The 15,630-nt window shown below is 68.6% G+C and carries 18 protein-coding genes; 16 read left to right on the top strand and 2 right to left on the bottom strand.

Annotated elements, in window-relative coordinates; translation table 11 throughout:
* Nucleotides 1-66: 66 nt before the first annotated feature.
* The 7 genes from HARCEL1_RS07280 to HARCEL1_RS07250 all read left to right on the top strand — a co-directional run bounded on the left by HARCEL1_RS07280 (nt 67) and on the right by HARCEL1_RS07250 (nt 4,321).
* The gene (locus HARCEL1_RS07280) at nt 67-792 is read left to right on the top strand and encodes an RAD55 family ATPase (protein ID WP_108381892.1); all 726 of its coding nucleotides are present in this window, start codon (nt 67-69) and stop codon (nt 790-792) included.
* 166 nt (nt 793-958) lie between these two features.
* Nucleotides 959-1,294 (top strand): winged helix-turn-helix domain-containing protein, encoded by a 336-nt coding sequence (locus tag HARCEL1_RS07275; RefSeq protein WP_108381891.1) that lies wholly within the window; start codon nt 959-961, stop codon nt 1,292-1,294.
* 85 nt (nt 1,295-1,379) lie between these two features.
* The gene (locus HARCEL1_RS07270) at nt 1,380-1,658 is read left to right on the top strand and encodes a DUF7521 family protein (protein WP_108381890.1); all 279 of its coding nucleotides are present in this window, start codon (nt 1,380-1,382) and stop codon (nt 1,656-1,658) included.
* Between the two features lie 199 nt (nt 1,659-1,857).
* The gene (locus HARCEL1_RS07265; RefSeq protein WP_108381889.1) at nt 1,858-2,457 is read left to right on the top strand and encodes an archaellin/type IV pilin N-terminal domain-containing protein; all 600 of its coding nucleotides are present in this window, start codon (nt 1,858-1,860) and stop codon (nt 2,455-2,457) included.
* Nucleotides 2,458-2,605: 148 nt separating this feature from the next.
* Nucleotides 2,606-3,205 carry an archaellin/type IV pilin N-terminal domain-containing protein gene (locus HARCEL1_RS07260; RefSeq protein ID WP_108381888.1) on the top strand — a complete coding sequence of 200 codons (600 nt, stop codon included), beginning with the start codon at nt 2,606-2,608 and terminating at the stop codon, nt 3,203-3,205.
* 86 nt (nt 3,206-3,291) lie between these two features.
* Nucleotides 3,292-3,855: a DUF7500 family protein gene (locus tag HARCEL1_RS07255; protein WP_108381887.1), complete on the top strand. Its 564-nt coding sequence runs from the start codon at nt 3,292-3,294 to the stop codon at nt 3,853-3,855.
* 49 nt (nt 3,856-3,904) lie between these two features.
* Nucleotides 3,905-4,321 (top strand): MaoC/PaaZ C-terminal domain-containing protein, encoded by a 417-nt coding sequence (locus HARCEL1_RS07250; protein ID WP_108381886.1) that lies wholly within the window; start codon nt 3,905-3,907, stop codon nt 4,319-4,321.
* Here the strand turns inward: HARCEL1_RS07250 and HARCEL1_RS07245 are convergent.
* Both HARCEL1_RS07245 and btuC read right to left on the bottom strand, forming a co-directional pair.
* The gene (locus HARCEL1_RS07245; RefSeq protein WP_108381885.1) at nt 4,297-5,577 is read right to left on the bottom strand and encodes an ABC transporter ATP-binding protein; all 1,281 of its coding nucleotides are present in this window, start codon (nt 5,575-5,577) and stop codon (nt 4,297-4,299) included. The genes HARCEL1_RS07250 and HARCEL1_RS07245 overlap by 25 nt on opposite strands.
* Nucleotides 5,574-6,632, bottom strand: a complete 1,059-nt coding sequence (gene btuC / locus HARCEL1_RS07240) for a vitamin B12 ABC transporter permease BtuC (RefSeq protein ID WP_233357309.1) — start codon at nt 6,630-6,632, stop codon at nt 5,574-5,576. The genes HARCEL1_RS07245 and btuC overlap by 4 nt, the downstream gene beginning before the upstream one ends.
* Before the next feature lie 60 nt (nt 6,633-6,692).
* Here btuC and HARCEL1_RS07235 point away from each other — a divergent pair, with 60 nt between their 5' ends.
* The 9 genes from HARCEL1_RS07235 (at nt 6,693) to HARCEL1_RS07195 (ending at nt 15,274) form a co-directional block, all read left to right on the top strand.
* Nucleotides 6,693-7,796, top strand: coding sequence for a PGF-CTERM-anchored ABC transporter substrate-binding protein (locus tag HARCEL1_RS07235; RefSeq protein ID WP_108381883.1), 1,104 nt, complete (start codon nt 6,693-6,695; stop codon nt 7,794-7,796).
* A complete protein-coding gene (locus HARCEL1_RS07230; RefSeq protein ID WP_233357308.1) occupies nt 7,796-8,710 on the top strand; it encodes a CobD/CbiB family cobalamin biosynthesis protein in 915 nt (304 codons plus the stop codon). The genes HARCEL1_RS07235 and HARCEL1_RS07230 overlap by 1 nt, the downstream gene beginning before the upstream one ends.
* Entirely contained in the window at nt 8,707-9,456 is a 750-nt protein-coding gene (locus tag HARCEL1_RS07225; RefSeq protein ID WP_108381881.1) for an adenosylcobinamide-GDP ribazoletransferase, read from the top strand. The genes HARCEL1_RS07230 and HARCEL1_RS07225 overlap by 4 nt, the downstream gene beginning before the upstream one ends.
* The gene (locus HARCEL1_RS07220; RefSeq protein WP_233357307.1) at nt 9,441-9,986 is read left to right on the top strand and encodes an NTP transferase domain-containing protein; all 546 of its coding nucleotides are present in this window, start codon (nt 9,441-9,443) and stop codon (nt 9,984-9,986) included. Before HARCEL1_RS07225 ends, HARCEL1_RS07220 begins: the two co-directional genes overlap by 16 nt.
* Nucleotides 9,987-10,059: 73 nt before the next feature.
* Nucleotides 10,060-11,061, top strand: a complete 1,002-nt coding sequence (cobD, locus tag HARCEL1_RS07215) for a threonine-phosphate decarboxylase CobD (RefSeq protein ID WP_108381880.1) — start codon at nt 10,060-10,062, stop codon at nt 11,059-11,061.
* A complete protein-coding gene (locus HARCEL1_RS07210) occupies nt 11,054-11,770 on the top strand; it encodes an adenosylcobinamide amidohydrolase (RefSeq protein ID WP_108381879.1) in 717 nt (238 codons plus the stop codon). Before cobD ends, HARCEL1_RS07210 begins: the two co-directional genes overlap by 8 nt.
* A complete protein-coding gene (locus HARCEL1_RS07205; protein WP_108384149.1) occupies nt 11,770-13,095 on the top strand; it encodes a cobyrinate a,c-diamide synthase in 1,326 nt (441 codons plus the stop codon). Before HARCEL1_RS07210 ends, HARCEL1_RS07205 begins: the two co-directional genes overlap by 1 nt.
* A complete protein-coding gene (locus tag HARCEL1_RS07200) occupies nt 13,092-13,763 on the top strand; it encodes a cob(I)yrinic acid a,c-diamide adenosyltransferase (RefSeq protein ID WP_108381878.1) in 672 nt (223 codons plus the stop codon). The genes HARCEL1_RS07205 and HARCEL1_RS07200 overlap by 4 nt, the downstream gene beginning before the upstream one ends.
* Nucleotides 13,763-15,274 carry a cobyric acid synthase gene (locus tag HARCEL1_RS07195; RefSeq protein WP_233357306.1) on the top strand — a complete coding sequence of 504 codons (1,512 nt, stop codon included), beginning with the start codon at nt 13,763-13,765 and terminating at the stop codon, nt 15,272-15,274. The genes HARCEL1_RS07200 and HARCEL1_RS07195 overlap by 1 nt, the downstream gene beginning before the upstream one ends.
* The last annotated feature ends 356 nt before the right edge of the window (nt 15,275-15,630 follow it).

Raw genomic sequence — 15,630 nt, 5'->3', positions numbered from 1 at the left:
CCGATCGAGGAACAAGGTTTTTTGACCACTCGGATAAGATTTTCGAGACAAGGAACCCACACACAGATGATCGAACTCACCAAAACCGGTATCGACGGTCTCGATTCGATTCTCAACGGGGGCATCGTGAAGAACTCGACGACGCTCGTCAGCGGAAACCCCGGGGCCGGGAAGACGATTTTCGGGCTCCAGTTCATCTACAACGGTGTCGACCAGTTCGACGAGAAGGGCATCTTCCTCTCGTTCGAGGAAAACCAGGAGGACTTGCGCGAGGCCGCCGAGTCGATCGGGCTGGACCGCTGGGCCGAATACGTCGATTCCGACCAGATCAGGATCTACGACAAGCGTGAACTGCTCAGCGACAACGAGTTCTCGACCTCTCTCGATCTGATCCTCGACGACTGCAAGGACAGTGAATTCGAGCGTGTCGTGCTGGACTCGCTCGCGATGTTCGAGCTCTTTTTCGACGACGAGAAAGAACGCCGGACCTACCTCCTCAAATTCACCGATATCCTCAAAGAGAACGGGCTGACCACGTTGATGACCAACGAGCAGGGCGCGGTGTTCCCCAAATCGGATATCGGCCTGGAGAACTACCTGACCGACGGCAACATCTACTTGCTCCAGACGCCGACCGAGTCTGGGGTCAATCGGTACGTCTGGGTCGCGAAGATGCGCAAGCAGAAAATCGATACCGACATCTTCCCGATCGAGATCGAACAGGGCGGCATCAAGGTCCACAAGAACGCCAGTGCGTTCTCGATGATGAACGAGGACGAATACCCGCTCTGAACGATCCAGGCTCACCGAAACTCCGCCCCGATTCAACCCTGATAACGGCCGATTTCGGGTTATTTGAGTCCTCTCGATGCCGATATTGCCACATCGTCTGTCCGGGTGCTATCACGGTTGATTCCCAGTAGATTTAAGCCCCCACAAATTCAACTATTGATAACAAATGGCCTCGGTCGATCTTCTTCGGACTCTGGGGAACAAGTACAGTGCGGAGATCCTTGATGCCACCGACGAACCGCGATCGGCCCAGGACCTGAGCGACGAACTCGACATTCCGATCGCGACCACGTACCGCCGGATCGACGAACTCACGGACCACAATCTCCTCGAACTCCACGACAGCGTGCTCTCCGAGGACCGTCGCCGGATCAAGGTGTACCGGCGGAACGTCGACGAGGTCCGTGTCGACTTCGACGACTCGCTGTCGATCGTCGTCGAAGAACGCTCGGAGGTCGCGAACAAACTCGACGAGGCCTGGCGCACCCTCTCCGAGAGCTGACCGTTCAGCGTCTGAGAGCCGATTATCACTGGCTGTATTTTTGTGAGGAGATTTATGGGGGGGTGAGTGCTATGAATATGTATCGATGATTGAACTTCTGTACGCCGTCCTCACGCTGATTTTCGTCGTCGCTGGGCTCACCATGGTGGGCATGGCGATGCGCGCGTACGCGGAGACATCACGGAAGGCGATGCTCCACCTCTCGCTGGGCTTCGCCCTCGCCGTCGCCGGTGCATCGGCTACGATGATTAGCGCGTTCATCACGAACTTCGAAGGGGCGCGATCGCTGTTGCTCGTCAACAGCGGACTCACGACCTTCGGGTATCTGTTCGTCATCTACAGTCTCATCACGTATCGCTCCTGACGAGGGTGTCGCCGCTCGTGTCGTGTGTCGTTCGCGGTTCTGTCCTCGTCTGTGTCGGCTCGGTTCCATTCTATCACTGCTGAGATCAACCAATCTGACCTCGGGTAATAAGTTATCGTGATCGATAATAGGGGGGAATCGGTTAAGTAGAATGTTCGACTACTCTGAGGTAACGTCCGGTTCGTCCGGACGAGTACCCATGTTCGAACGAATCACAACGGATACGGACGACCGCGGACAGGTCGGGATTGGCACGCTGATCGTGTTCATCGCGATGGTGCTGGTCGCGGCGATCGCAGCGGGCGTACTGATCAACACGGCTGGATTCCTCCAGAGTAGTGCCGAACAGAGTGGCCAGCAGGCCGCCGAGCAGGTCACCAACCGACTCGTCGAAGTGAGCACGGTCGGCGAGGTGAATGGTTCACAGATCGTCGAAGCCAACATGACCGTCCGGCTCGCGCCGGGGTCGGCCGACGTGAACCTCAACGACACGACGATGCAGTGGATCACGGCCAGCGGGAGTACGCAACTGGTCTCTGACCAGGTCAGCGGGACGTCGTTCGCGACGTTCAACTGGACGACGCTCCGTGACAACGACGGGTCTATCACCGACGACAACACCCTCAACGACCCCGTCGACCGGGCGATCATCACGATCGACCTGAGCCAGGCGGAACTCAACTACCTCGACAGCGGCAACACCGTGACGCTACAGGTCAACACCCGCTCCGGTGGGCAGACGACCGTCACGCTGAACGTCCCGGACTCGCTGTCCGGCAAGGAGTCCGTCGAACTGTAGGCTGAACCCGTCTGCGTCGGTCGATATTCTCTTCTGATACCGCTGTTCTCTCCGATGGAACGTAATACTCAACTCTGATAATAGGGGGGTCAGTATTAATGGGGTTAGGCGGTAACTGATCTGTACCGCCTGAAGCAGGCAATCAACCATGTTCGAACGAATCACAACGGATACCGACGACCGCGGTCAGGTCGGGATCGGCACACTCATCGTGTTCATCGCGATGGTGCTGGTCGCGGCGATCGCAGCGGGCGTATTGATCAACACGGCTGGATTCCTCCAGAGTAGTGCCGAACAGAGTGGCCAGCAGGCCGCCGAGCAGGTCACCAACCGACTCGTCGAAGTGAGTACGGTCGGGAACGTGAATAGTGGCCAGATCAACGAGGCCAACATGACCGTTCGCCTCGCACCGGGGTCGGCCGACGTGAACCTCAACGACACGACGATCCAGTGGATTACGGCCAGCGGGAGTACGCAACTGGTCTCCGATCAGATCAGTTCGCCGTCGTTCGCGACGTTTAGCTGGACGACCCTCCGTGACAACGACGGATCGATCCTCGACGATCAGACGCTGAACGACCCGGTCGACCGGGCGATCGTCACGGTCGACCTGAATCAGTCGGGTCTCTCTAACCTCGACAGCGGTGACACCGTCACCATGCAGGTCAACACCCGCTCCGGTGGGCAGACGACCGTCACGCTGAACGTCCCGGACTCGCTGTCTGGCAAAGAGTCCGTCGAACTGTAAGCGCCGTCCTTTCTTTTTCGCGTTCCCCGACCGTCGAGCGGCGGCGACGGAGTTATGTGGCATTCTCCCGTAGCCTACGGTATACAATGCCAGGGGGCCCAGACGACGAGGACGACGAGGGCGGTGTGCTCGCCCCCGAGGAGCTCGACATCACCGACGACGAACACGTCGCAGAGATCGAGGAGGGCCGATACGTCGTCTCCCCGCACGATCCGATCGGTGACCTCGACGTGTCCAAACCGTCGACGACGGCCCAACGAGCCCCGGAACCCCGTGAGGAGTCGGCCCCCGACCCCGTGATCGACCGTGGGGCCGTCGAGGAGTTTCTCGAACAGCACATGGGCGAGACGAGCGCCCGGTACGGCTTTCACGTCACTGGCACCTTCGACGAACGTGTCGAGCGCCGGGAGATGACCTCCGACGACGTGACGGCGGTCTTCGAGAACCTCGTGCTCTGGTACGCTCGCCATCTCGACCGGGACACCCCGATCGACGAGATTCTGGGGATTTTGCTGCTCGAAATGACAGTTCCGATCACCTATCCGACCGAGGGGCTCCGGACGACGCTCTCCCGGATGGACCTCGGGCCGGACGATTCGATCGCTGATCTGCTCGAGGCTGCCGAGCGCGCCGGTGGACTGCGTTTCTGAGTGACCTCGCGACCGACAGGTTCTCCGCGACGGCCCTCGTTGGACTGGTATGCGAACGTTTTCGGCGCTGTCGGTCGGTGAACGTCGCCGGGCCGAGCCCCGGACAGTCACCGAAGACGACATCGTCTCCTTCGGGGCACAGTTCGACCCGCAGCCGATGCACTGCGATGCCGACGATCCGATCGCGAGTGGGTGGCATACCGCAGCCGTCACGATGGACGCGATGGTCGAGTGCTGGCTCTCCGAGGTCGCCGTCGATGTGGGTCTCGGCGTCGACCAGTTGCGGTGGCCGACGCCGGTCCGACCGGGCGATCGACTGGTCACGACCGTCGAGGTCGCCGCGCGTGAAGACTACGACGACCGGCGGGGACGGGTCGCGCTGGACGTTGAGACGACCGTCGAGGGCCGAACTGTGCTTTCGATGACGGGGCTCGTCCTGGTTCACCGCGACTCCGAGACGAACTGACCCGATCGTGCCGGATCGTCGGCGGTCGGTGGACTCCCGTGCTCTCGCTCTGGGTCGGCTCGATCCGTCGGGGCACCGCACAGACGGTCGATGATCTCGTCCGGCGTGGCCGTCTCTACCGAGGCGTCGAGCAGGGCAGCGATCGATTCCGTCTCGGACCGGTCGTCAACCACGACACATCGATCGGCAGCCGCCGCGAGGCGCTGGGCGATCGTGCGGTGGCCCGCGGCGACACCGGCCACGACGAGTGTCCCGGCCTCGGTGACGACTCTTCGGGTGCGTTCGATCGCTCGCTCGTCGATCGGGCCCGCTCGTGAGACTCGAATACTGGTCATATCCCGCGCAGCGGCGGCCTCTGCGGCGACATCGCCCTCTCGGACCGGGCCGACCGAGACCACTCGCCCGGCGTCAGCGAGTCGGCCGATCACTCCGGCCGCGACTGGGCCGCCGCCGACGACGTGAATCCGTTCGCTGCCCGCATCGCTGACGGGCCGAATCGTGGGCGTTCCCGTGATCGGGTCGGTCGCGACGCCGACCGACGTTCCAAAGGCAGTCTCGACGGCGTCGGAGTCGAGAACCGTCGCGGGCCGCCCACGGGCGCGGATGTCACCGTCCGCGAGCACGAGGATCCGGTCGGCGTACCGCGCGGCGACGCTCAGGTCGTGGATCGCCGCGATCACCGTGCGCCCCGCGCCTGCCAGATCCACGACCGCTTCGAAGATCTCGCGGGTGTGCGCGATGTCGAGACTCGCGGTCGGTTCGTCGAGTGCGAGTACCGGGGCGTCCTGGGCGAGTGCGCGCGCGAGGTACGCACGCCGACGCTGCCCACCGCTCAGGGTCGTCAACGGACGATCGGCCAGCGATTCGAGGCCCAACCGATCGATGGCCGCGCCGACCGCATTGCGATCGCTCGCCCCCATCGACAGTTCGAACCGCGATCGGTATGGCGTTCGGCCCATTCCGACGAGGTCTTCGACCGTCAGATCGAAGCCGACCGCACCATTCTGCGGGACGCTCGCGACCCGCCGGGCGATATCGCGTCGGCCCAGTTCGTCGATCGAGTCGTCGTCGAGGTGGATCTGGCCCGCGTCGCGGTCGACGACGCCCGTGATCGCCTCCAGCAGCGTCGTCTTGCCCGCGCCGTTCGGGCCGACGAGCGCGACGATCTCGCCGGGATCGAGCGACAGGGAGAGGCCGTCGAGGACGCGCCGCTCGCCACGGTCGACGACGAGGTCCGCGACGCGACACCGACTCACAGGTCCGACACCTCCCGGCGGCGGAGCAGCGCCAGAAAGAACGGGGCGCCGACTGCGGCGGTGACGATGCCGACCGGGAGTTCGGCGGGCCCCGACCGCGCGAGGGTATCGGCGGCGACGAGGAAGGTCGCCCCGAGTAGCGTACTCGTGGGCAACAGAATGCGGTGATCCGGGCCGACCAGCAGGCGCATGACGTGGGGGACGATCAACCCGACGAAGCCGATGACGCCCGCGACCGCGACCGCGCCGCCCGTGACGACTGCCGACAGCGCGAGGAGGATCCGCTTCGTCCGCTCGACGGGAATGCCCAGCGTCGCGGCGTCACCTTCGCCCAGCAACAGGACGTTCAGCGATCGCGCGTACGGAAGGAGAGCGGCGACCGCGAACAGGGTGATCGCGAGGGTGACGCCGACCTCGCCCCAGGTGGCGTTGCGCAGATCACCCATCAGCCAGTACATCGCCCGTTCGAGGTCGTGGCCCGCGTGGAGGAGGAGGACGGACAGCGCCGCGCCGAGCAGCGTCTGGACGGCGACGCCCGCGAGCAACAGCGTCGCGACGGGTGTGCGCCCGCCCCTGGTCGCGAGCAGGTAGACGCCGAACGCCGTCACGAGCGCGCCGGTGAACGCGGCCGTCTGCAGGCCGAACGGGATCGCGGCGGGCAGGACGATCACCCCGACGGCCCCGACCGCGGCGCCTGCGGAGACGCCGACGATCGAGGGGTCGGCCATCGGATTCCGAAAGAGGCCCTGCATGATCGTCCCCGCCGCCGCGAGCGCCGCGCCGACGACCGCGGCGAGCGCGATCCGTGGGAGTCGGATCGACCGGACGATCGTGACCGTCGACCCCTCGGGCGCGCTCGCCAGCGGCGTCGATGCGATCGCGAGACGCCCGTCGACGAACTGCGGCACGGGCACTGCGATCCCCGAGAGCACCGCTCGAACGACCGTCTGAGCGTCCAGCGCGACCGGGCCGATCGTCGCCGCGAGGACGGTCGCGACGACGAGCGCGGCGACGAGCCCACCGCTCCAGCGGACGGTCCGGACGACCCTGTTCATCGAAGGCAACTCGACTTGCATTAGGTAAGTATTTATTGGACTGGCCGGAACCGGTGGCCGATGCGAACACGCACACCGATCGTCATCGTCGCGGTTCTCCTGATCGCCGTCGCCGCCGTCCCGCCGCTCGGGGTGGCCGACACGGCGGCGGAGTGTGAGTTCCCACACGAACGGACCGACGCGACCGGAACGACCGTGACCGTCGAGGAGTCTCCCGACCGGATCGTCGTTCTCGCGCCGAGTGCGGCCCAGACCGTCTGGGCGCTCGGCGCTCAGGATCGTGTCGTCGGGATGCCCCGTGAGTATCACGCGACCTACCTGAACGGCACTGACGGCGTCACCAACGTCGTCACTGAAACCGGCCAACCGAAGATCGAAACCGTCGTCGCCCAGGAGCCAGACCTCGTCCTGGCCCCGAACGTCACCGATCCCGAGACCGTCGAGACCCTCCGTAGTTCGGGGCTGACCGTCTATCACTTCCGGCAGGTCGGATCGTTGGCGGGCGTCTCCGAGAAGACCCGGACGACCGGTCGCCTGATCGGAGCCTGTGAGGCCGCCGCGACGGTGAGTTCCGACACCGAGACGCGCGTCTCGGACGTGCGCGAGGGGACCGCCGACCGTGACCGCCCGCTGGTGTACTACGCGATGGGTGGCGGCTGGACCGCCGGTCCCGACACGTTCATCGGTGACGTGATCGCCACGGCGGGCGGCGAGAACGTCGCGGCCCGCGCGAACATCAGCGAGTACGGCCAGATCAGCGCCGAAGTGCTCGCCCGCGAGGATCCCGACTGGATCGTCGCGCCCGAGGGCACCGACATCGACAGCACCGCGCTCGCGAACACGACGGCCGTTCGTGACGAGCAGATCGTCCGCGTGAATCGCGATTACCTCCACCAGGCCGGCCCGCGCGTCACGAACCCACTGGAACGGATCGCCCGACACCTCCACGGCGCGTCCGCATCGTTCACGACGAACGGCACTGCGAACGCATCGATCACGGTGAACGGCACCGAGACGACGACCGGCGATAGCGACGCGGCGATGGCGACGACCACGACCCAGACGCCCGCGGCACCGACCGACGCTGGCGGCCCCGGGTTCGGCCCCGCCGCGGGGGCGATCGCGCTCGTCGCTGGCGCGGGACTCGTCCGGCGCCGTCGATGATGGCCGCGACGGCGGTCGTCCTCGCGGTCGCGCTCGATACCCTGTTCGGTGAGCCCCCCGACCGATTGCACCCCGTCGCGTGGCTCGGCCGGGCGATCGAGACGCTCGATCGTGACTGGCCGGCCCCTCGATTCGCGGGCGTCGGCGTCGTCGCCGTCATCGTCGCGCTCGCCGCGGGTCTTGCGGGCGGTGTGACGGCGGTCGCAGAGACGATCGCCGCTCCGCTCGGCGTCGCTGTCGCGGGCGTGGTTCTCTGGCTGTCGATGAGTCGCCGCCGTTTGCTCGCGGTCGCACGCGAGTGTCTGGATCGGTCCGGAGACCTCGCCGCGCTCGTCGGGCGCTCGACCGACGATCTCGACCCCGCTCGGCGCCGCTCCGCGATCGCAGAGAGCGTCGCGGAGAACCTGGCCGACGGACTGGTCGCCCCGCTCGCGGGCTTTCTGCTCGGATCGGTCCACTCGCCCGCAGCGGCCGCCGCGGGCACCGCGGCGGTCACCGCGATCGACGCGCTCGACGCGACGATCGGCTATCCCGACCGGCCGCTCGGCTGGGCGAGCGCGCGGACCGACGACGTCGTCGCGTTCGTGCCCGCTCGCCTGGCAGCGCTCGCGATCGCTCTCGCCGCGGTCGATCCGGGTGCCGTCTGGCGGGCGCGTTCGACGGCGCGCCGCCCCGCCTCACCGAACGCCGGATGGCCGATGGCGACGCTCGCTGCGGTGCTCGGCGTCACCGTCGAGAAGCCCGGGGCCTACCGCGTCGGGAGCGGGTCGCTCCCCACGACCAGAGAGGTCGAGAGCGCGATCACGGTCGTCGATCGGGCGGCCTGGCTCGCGATTCTCGTGACGGCGCTTCTGGTGGCGCTCGCCCCGCTGGCTCTGCAGCGTGGGAGTCACGTCCTTGGAGGCGTGGGATGATTCCCGCGGTCGTCGGTGCGATCGGGTTCGGCACGCGCTTGCCCGTCGGCGTCGACGACGACGCCTGGACTGCGCTCACCGATCGCCCGGGCGTGCTCGTCCTCGCGGCGGTCCCGACCGGACTCGCCGGCGCGCTCGCGGTCGTACTGCCTGGACCGTCTGCGACCGTCGCGATCGCGTACCTGCTCGCGCTCGTCGCCGTCGGCGGGATCACCCATCTCGACGGCCTCGCGGACTGTGCGGACGGGGCGGCCGCCCACGGTTCGCCCGCCGAGCGCCGCGCGATCGTGGCCGACACCGCGATCGGCGTCGGCGGCACGCTCGCGATCGCCGGCAGCGTCGCGGCGCTGGTCGCCGCCGGCCTCACACTCGCGAACGGGCCTGCAGTCCAGGCGGCGGGGATCGTCCTCGCGAGCGAGGCGACGGCGAGTGTCGCGATGGTCGCGCTCGCGGTCGGCGGGTCCGCAGCGACCGACGGATTGGGCGCGACGGTGATCGAGCCTGCGGGCGGGATCGACGCTCTGATCGCGGGCCTCATCGGCACGCCACTCGTCGCCGCAGCGGCCCTCGCGGGCCCGCTCGTCCCGGTCGCGGTCGGCGCTGGTGGCACACTCGCCGCGCTCGCGGTCTGGACCTGGGCGCGACGGACGCTCGGTGGACTGACCGGCGACGTTCTCGGGGCGAGTCACGCTACGGCCCGAATCTGTGCGGTCCACGCGGGGGTGATCGTGTGGACGGTCTCGTGATGTGTGGCGGACGGGGCGAGCGCCTCGACGCTGATTGCGAGAAACCACTCGTCGAGATCGACGGCGTCCCGATGGTCGAGCGCGTCCGTGACGCCCTCGACGCGGTCCTGGAGACCGTCTACGCGGTCACCTCGCCTGCCACGCCCGAGACCCGTGCGGCGCTCGATCCGCCGATCATCGACGCGCCCGGCGCGGGCTACGTCGAGGACCTCTCCTATGCGCTCGATCGGGTCGTCCGACCGGTCGTGACGGCGACTGCGGACCTCCCTTTCCTCGACGCCGCTCACGTCCGCCGGCTCCGGTTGGCCCACGACGATCGCGGTCTCGCGGTCGCGGTCCCGCTCGCGCTCGTTCGCGCGATCGGCGTGAGTGTCGATCGCACCCGCGAGATCGACGGGCGAACGGTCGTGCCGACCGGCCTGGGACTGGTCGATGGGAGCGAGACCGAGTGGCTGGTCTGGGACGATTCGGCGCTCGCGATCGAGGTCGACCGCCCCGGTGACCGCGCGCTCGCGGAGGGGTACGCGTGACGCCGTCGGGCGTGACACAGTGCGGTCTGGTCCTCACCCCGCCGACCGATCTCACGAATCCGGGGGGAGCGCGATGAACCGCGATCGGGCGCTCGATCTGGACCGCGTCACGCACGGTGGGTCGACCGCCGACGTGATCGACTTCAGCGCGAACGTCAACCCACGGACGCCACCTGGCGTCGAGGCGGTTTTCCGACGTGCGCTGGAGCGCTCGCGATCGTACCCGCCGGAGCCACCCGCGCGCTTTCGCCAGGCCGCCGCCCGGGCGGTCGACGTTCAACCCGCGCAGGTGATTCCCACGCCGGGTGGCCTCGCGGCGCTTCGCCTGACGCTCGCACTCGCCGTCGAGGCGGGCGATCGCGCGCTCGTCCCAGCGCCGAGTTTCGGCGAGTACGCCCGCGAGGTTCGACTCCAGGGCGGTCGGGTGAGGACCCGCGACCCGCGCGCCGTGCTCGATGCGGATCCGGGGCCGTTCGCCGTCGCCGTGGTCTGTCGGCCGAACAACCCGACGGGCTGGTGTCCAGAGCGCGATCGGCTGCGATCGTTCGCCGAGCGCTGTCGGGCGGCGGGGACGCTTCTGGTCGTCGACGAGGCGTTTCTCGGCTACACCGACCGGCCGACGCTCGCTGGCACGCCCGGGACCGTCGTGCTCCGGTCGCTGACCAAGCTGTACGGGCTCCCCGGGTTGCGAGCGGGCTATGCCGTCGCGACCGACGACTGGCGGGACGCACTCGCGAGTGCGCGCCGGCCCTGGAACGTCGGTGTGCCCGCGCTCGCCGTCGGGGCCCACTGTCTCGGCCAGCGCACCTTCGTCGCTCAGACGCGCGAGCGCGTTCGGGCCGAACGCGCGCGTCTGGCGGACGCCCTCGACGACCGCTTCGACGTTCGACCCTCGGACGCTCCGTTCGTGCTCGTCGAGGTTCCAGGGTCCGTCGACGACCTCCTCGCGAACTGTCGCGAGCGCGGTGTCGTGCTCCGCGACGCCCGCACGTTCGACGGCCTCGACTCGCACGTCCGGATCGCGATTCGGACGCCCGCCGAGAACGACCGCTTCCTGGAGGCGATCCATGCCTGAGATCGCGATCCGGGACGGCGTCTGCCGGGTCGCTCACGAGGGGTCGTGGCTTGTCACCGGGCCGCTCGGCGGGCAGCAGGCGGCCGACGGCGCGGCGATCGTGTCGGTGCCAGCGGACTGGTCGGCGCGTGACCTGGACCGCGCCGCTCGCGCCCGCCTCGCTCGGGCGGGGTTCGATCACGTGCCGACACTGTTCACTGCGGTCGACGTAGCGACCGCGCGTGGCGCGCGCCTCGACGGCGTCTGTGTGATCGCGACCGCGGGGCTGACCAACCCCGCGGCGCTCCCGCTCGATCCGAGCGAGGCGGACGATCCACCCGGCCAGGTCGACGACGTCGGCGCGACCGACGAGAAGACGCCGTTCCACCCCGGGACAGTCAACCTGGTCGTCACGACCGACCGCGCGCTCGCGGGGGGCACGCAGGCCACACTGCTCGCGACGGTGGTCGAGGCCAAGACGGCAACGCTGCACGCACTGACGGGCTTCACTGGGACGACCAGTGACGCGGTCGCCATCGGTTCGGATCGTTCGGGCCCCGACGCGGCGTTCGCGGGCGCGGCGACGCCGGTCGGTGACGCCGCGCGGGCCTGCGTCCGGGAGGCCGTTCGCGCGGCGCTCGCGGCGGGCGATCGCGACCCGCCCGCCTCGGTCGCGACCGCCGACGCCGGCGCGCGGACCGATCGCCGCGCGGAGGTGTTCGACCCGTGATCCCGGGGGTCGTCCTCGCCGGGACGGGATCGAGCGTCGGCAAGACCGTCACGACGCTCGCCGCCCTCGCGGGCTTTCGCGAGCAGGGCGTGACCGTCCAGCCCGCGAAAGCCGGGCCGGACTACGTCGACCCGAGTCAACACACCGCGATCGCCGATCGCCCCTCGCGCACGCTCGACCCCTGGCTCTCTGGCCCCCGGGGCTGTCTCGCGAACTACGCGCGCGGATCGGGCGACCTGTGTGTCGTCGAGGGCGTGATGGGGCTGTACGACGGCACGCGGGCGAGCACTGCGAGCGTCGCCGCGACGCTCGGCCTCCCGGTCGTACTCGTCGTCGACGCGAGCGGCGCCGGCCGGTCGATCGCTGCGACCGTCGAGGGGTTTCGACGCTTCGCGGACCGCGCGCCCGCGTCGCCAGAGGTCGCCGGCGTGATCTTCCAGCGGGCGCGCGACGGCCCACACCTCGATCGGGTCAGGGCGGCGTTGCCCGACGGGATCGTCGACTGCGGGCGAATCTCTCCGGACGACGCGCTCGCGATTCCGGATCGCCACCTCGGTCTGTACCAGGGCACGGAGACGACGATCGATCGCGACGCGCTCGCTCGCGCTGCCGAAGACCTCCGCCTCGATCGGATTCGAGCGCTCGCGCGTCGCCCGCGAGCCAGCGGCGGCGTCGACGACCGCTCTGCGCGGACGCTCCTCTCGAAAGACGACCGCCCGACGATCGCCGTCGCGCGCGATCGCGCGTTCACCTTTTGCTATCCCGGCGTCCGGGAACGTCTCGGCCGTCGCGCCAACGTCCGTCCGTTCGCTCCGACCCGTGGTGATCCGCTGCCACCAGCCGACGCGGTGTATCTCCCTGGCGGCTATCCCGAGCGGTTCGCGCCCGAACTGGCCGACAGCCCGGCACTCGCGGACCTCGCCCGACGGGCCAGTGAGGGCCTGCCGGTCTTCGGAGAGTGCGGCGGGTTGATTGCCCTCGCGGAATCGCTCACCGTCGACGGCCAGCGCCACGCGATGGCGGGCGTGCTCCCCGCCGACGTGCGGATGACCGACCGGCCACAGGCGATCGGGCACGTCGAACTGTCCGCACGACGCGACTCACCGATCGCATCCCCCGACACGACGATCCAGGGCCACGAGTTTCACTACTCGACGGCGACGGCCCGGGACGCCCGGTACACCTTCGACACCGACGGGACTGGTCTCGACGGCTGCGACGGCCTCACCGAGTACAGCACCGTCGGCACGTACGCCCACCTCCACGCGGCGAGCGGCGTGTTCGATTCACTTCTCGACGCCGCACGATCTGAGTCACACTCATGACCGACGACACAGCTTCCACGTCCGACGCATCGACCGACGACCGCCCCGACCCCGTTCCGCCGGCCGCCGACACGAGTGCGATCACGCCGAGCGCGCCCGAGGAGTTCGGCCTCCTGCAGTGCTGGTACGGCCCCGGAAAGGGCAAGACCACCGCCGCGCTCGGGATGGCGATGCGGGCCGCCGGACGCGGCTATCGCGTGCACGTCCTCCAGTTCATGAAAGGCGGTGCGCGAAGCGTCGGCATCGAGCGCGGCGAGTACGCTGCGATGGCTGCGATTTCCGGCCTGTCGGTCGAACCGACAGGGGCGCAGGGCTGGCATCGCGGTGGCCGCGACGACGAACACGCCGCGCAAGCGCGCGCCGCCCTCGATCGAACGCGTGAGATCGACGCCGCCGACGGCCCTCGACCGCTCGATGCGCCGGCCGACGACGGCGTCCACATGCTCGTCCTCGACGAGATCGGATACGCCCTCAACCGGTCGCTGATCGACGCCGACGCGGTCGCTGGGTTTCTCGACGACCGGCCCGACGATCTGGAAGTCGTCGCGACCGGTGGGCACGATCGCCCCGACGCGATCGCCGACCGGGCCGACCTCGTGAGCCACATCGCAAAGGAAGCCCATCCCTTCGACGCGGGGATTTCCGCCCGTCTCGGGACCGAGTTCTGATGGCTGCGATCCTCGTCGCCGGGACGGCCAGCCACGTCGGCAAGTCGACCGTCGCGACGGGGCTCGCCCGCCTGCTGGCCGATCGGGGCCTCGACGTCGAGCCGTTCAAGGCCCAGAACATGTCGACCAACGCGCGCGTCGCCGTGCGCCCCGAGGCCGTTCGAGAGACCGACGACCCGCTGTACGGCGAGATCGGCGTCGCCCAGCACACCCAGGCGCGCGCGGCGGGCGTCCCGCCCTCGACCGATCACAACCCGGTCTTGCTCAAACCCCGGGGGGATAGCGAGAGCCAACTCCTGCTCGACGGGCGGCCCGTGGCCCACGCCGACACGGCGGCGTTCTACGGGCAGTACTGGGAGCGTGCCCGCGAGACCGCTCTCGCGGCGTACGACCGCCTCGACGACCGGGCGGACGTCGTCGTCGCGGAAGGCGCGGGGTCGATCGCGGAGATCAACCTCCACGATCGAGACCTCCCCAACGTCGAATTCGCACGGGCGACCGACGCGCAGATCCTGCTCGTCGTCGATATCGAGCGTGGCGGGGCGTTCGCCGCGCTCTACGGCACGCTCGAACTCCTGCCGGAGGACGTTCGCGATCAGGTCGTCGGTGCGATCGTCACGAAATTTCGCGGCGATCGCAGCCTCCTCGATCCGGGGATCGACGCCATCGAGCGCCGGACGGACGTGCCCGTCCTCGCGGTCCTCCCACACGACGATCCGGGGTTGCCCGACGAAGACAGCCTCTCCGTGCCCACGGACGGCGTCTACCGTGGCGGTGCCGGCGATTCGACCGCTGCCGACGTCCGAGCGACCCGGATCGTCGTGCCCCAACTCCCGCGGTTGTCCAACGTTGCCGATCTCGACCCGCTGGCGACGATGCCCGGCGTCGAGGTGGTGATCCGGCCACTCGACCGTGCGCTCACCGAGTCGACAGACGCGGTCGTCCTGCCCGGCACGAAAAATACCGTCGCGGCCGCGCGTGCGGCCCGCGAGGCCGGTCTCGGCGATCGTCTCGCGACGTTTTCCGGCCCGATCGTCGGGCTCTGTGGCGGGTATCAGATTCTCGGTGAGCGTCTCCACCGCGCGGATCGCGAGACCGGGGGATCGCCCCGATCGGTCGCCGGCCTCGGACTGCTCGCCGTCGAGACGACGTTCGCGGCGGCAAAGACGATCCGCCGCGCTCGGTATTCGATCGACGCTCGGGGCCCGATTTCGGGCGCCAGCGGCACCGTCGCGGGCTACGAGATCCACGCGGGGCAGACGACGACCGGCGATCGCCCCGCGCCGCTCGATCCCGCGAGCGTCGCGACCGATCGCGTGCTCGGCACCTACCTGCACGGGGTCTTCGAGCACGACGGGATTCGGCGGGCGTTTCTCGACGCCGCGGGCCACGACGCCGCCCGCGATCGGGCGGCGCGCGCCCCGATCGACCGCGCCGCCGATCTCCTCCGGGGGCGTGGCGTGATCGACGCGCTCGACGTGGCGTCGGCCGCTCAGAGGTCCCGCCGATAGATCGCCAACTCCACCGCTTGCCCCTCGAAGGTGACCGATCGCTCGGTGACCAGCGCGAACGCCTGGGCCTCGTAGAACGCGCGCGGCGGCGTTCTCGGCGCCAGTTTCGAGAACGAACGCCCTGATGTCGCGCTCGCGGGTGCGGGTGACGAGTTCGTCGGTGATCGCCTCGACGTGGCCCTCGCGAGGGTGGTCGGGGTGGACGCGCAGGCATCCGAGTTCTTGCGTCGCTGGCGATGGGTCGAGCACGTCGTCGAGGAGGTCTGATGGAGGGCGGTAGGCCCCCATCGCGACGATGTTGCCCGCCGTACGACCGACCAGGAAGTCAGCGCCGTCGAGGTAGGTGTCCGCGATCG

The sequence above is a fragment of the Halococcoides cellulosivorans genome, from assembly GCF_003058365.1.
Taxonomy (GTDB): Archaea; Halobacteriota; Halobacteria; order Halobacteriales; family Haloarculaceae; genus Halococcoides; species Halococcoides cellulosivorans.
The sequence above is the reverse complement of the archived record's forward strand: the minus strand, read 5'-3'. Positions and strand labels throughout refer to the sequence as shown.

Coding starts and splice junctions, on each gene's coding strand:
- HARCEL1_RS07280 (WP_108381892.1), top strand. CDS start 67: ATGATCGAACTCACCAAAACCGGTATCGACGGTCTCGATTCGATTCTC.
- HARCEL1_RS07275 (WP_108381891.1), top strand. CDS start 959: ATGGCCTCGGTCGATCTTCTTCGGACTCTGGGGAACAAGTACAGTGCG.
- HARCEL1_RS07270 (WP_108381890.1), top strand. CDS start 1,380: ATGATTGAACTTCTGTACGCCGTCCTCACGCTGATTTTCGTCGTCGCT.
- HARCEL1_RS07265 (WP_108381889.1), top strand. CDS start 1,858: ATGTTCGAACGAATCACAACGGATACGGACGACCGCGGACAGGTCGGG.
- HARCEL1_RS07260 (WP_108381888.1), top strand. CDS start 2,606: ATGTTCGAACGAATCACAACGGATACCGACGACCGCGGTCAGGTCGGG.
- HARCEL1_RS07255 (WP_108381887.1), top strand. CDS start 3,292: ATGCCAGGGGGCCCAGACGACGAGGACGACGAGGGCGGTGTGCTCGCC.
- HARCEL1_RS07250 (WP_108381886.1), top strand. CDS start 3,905: ATGCGAACGTTTTCGGCGCTGTCGGTCGGTGAACGTCGCCGGGCCGAG.
- btuC (WP_233357309.1), bottom strand. CDS start 6,632: ATGAACAGGGTCGTCCGGACCGTCCGCTGGAGCGGTGGGCTCGTCGCC.
- HARCEL1_RS07235 (WP_108381883.1), top strand. CDS start 6,693: ATGCGAACACGCACACCGATCGTCATCGTCGCGGTTCTCCTGATCGCC.
- HARCEL1_RS07230 (WP_233357308.1), top strand. CDS start 7,796: ATGGCCGCGACGGCGGTCGTCCTCGCGGTCGCGCTCGATACCCTGTTC.
- HARCEL1_RS07225 (WP_108381881.1), top strand. CDS start 8,707: ATGATTCCCGCGGTCGTCGGTGCGATCGGGTTCGGCACGCGCTTGCCC.
- cobD (WP_108381880.1), top strand. CDS start 10,060: ATGAACCGCGATCGGGCGCTCGATCTGGACCGCGTCACGCACGGTGGG.
- HARCEL1_RS07210 (WP_108381879.1), top strand. CDS start 11,054: ATGCCTGAGATCGCGATCCGGGACGGCGTCTGCCGGGTCGCTCACGAG.
- HARCEL1_RS07200 (WP_108381878.1), top strand. CDS start 13,092: ATGACCGACGACACAGCTTCCACGTCCGACGCATCGACCGACGACCGC.
- HARCEL1_RS07195 (WP_233357306.1), top strand. CDS start 13,763: ATGGCTGCGATCCTCGTCGCCGGGACGGCCAGCCACGTCGGCAAGTCG.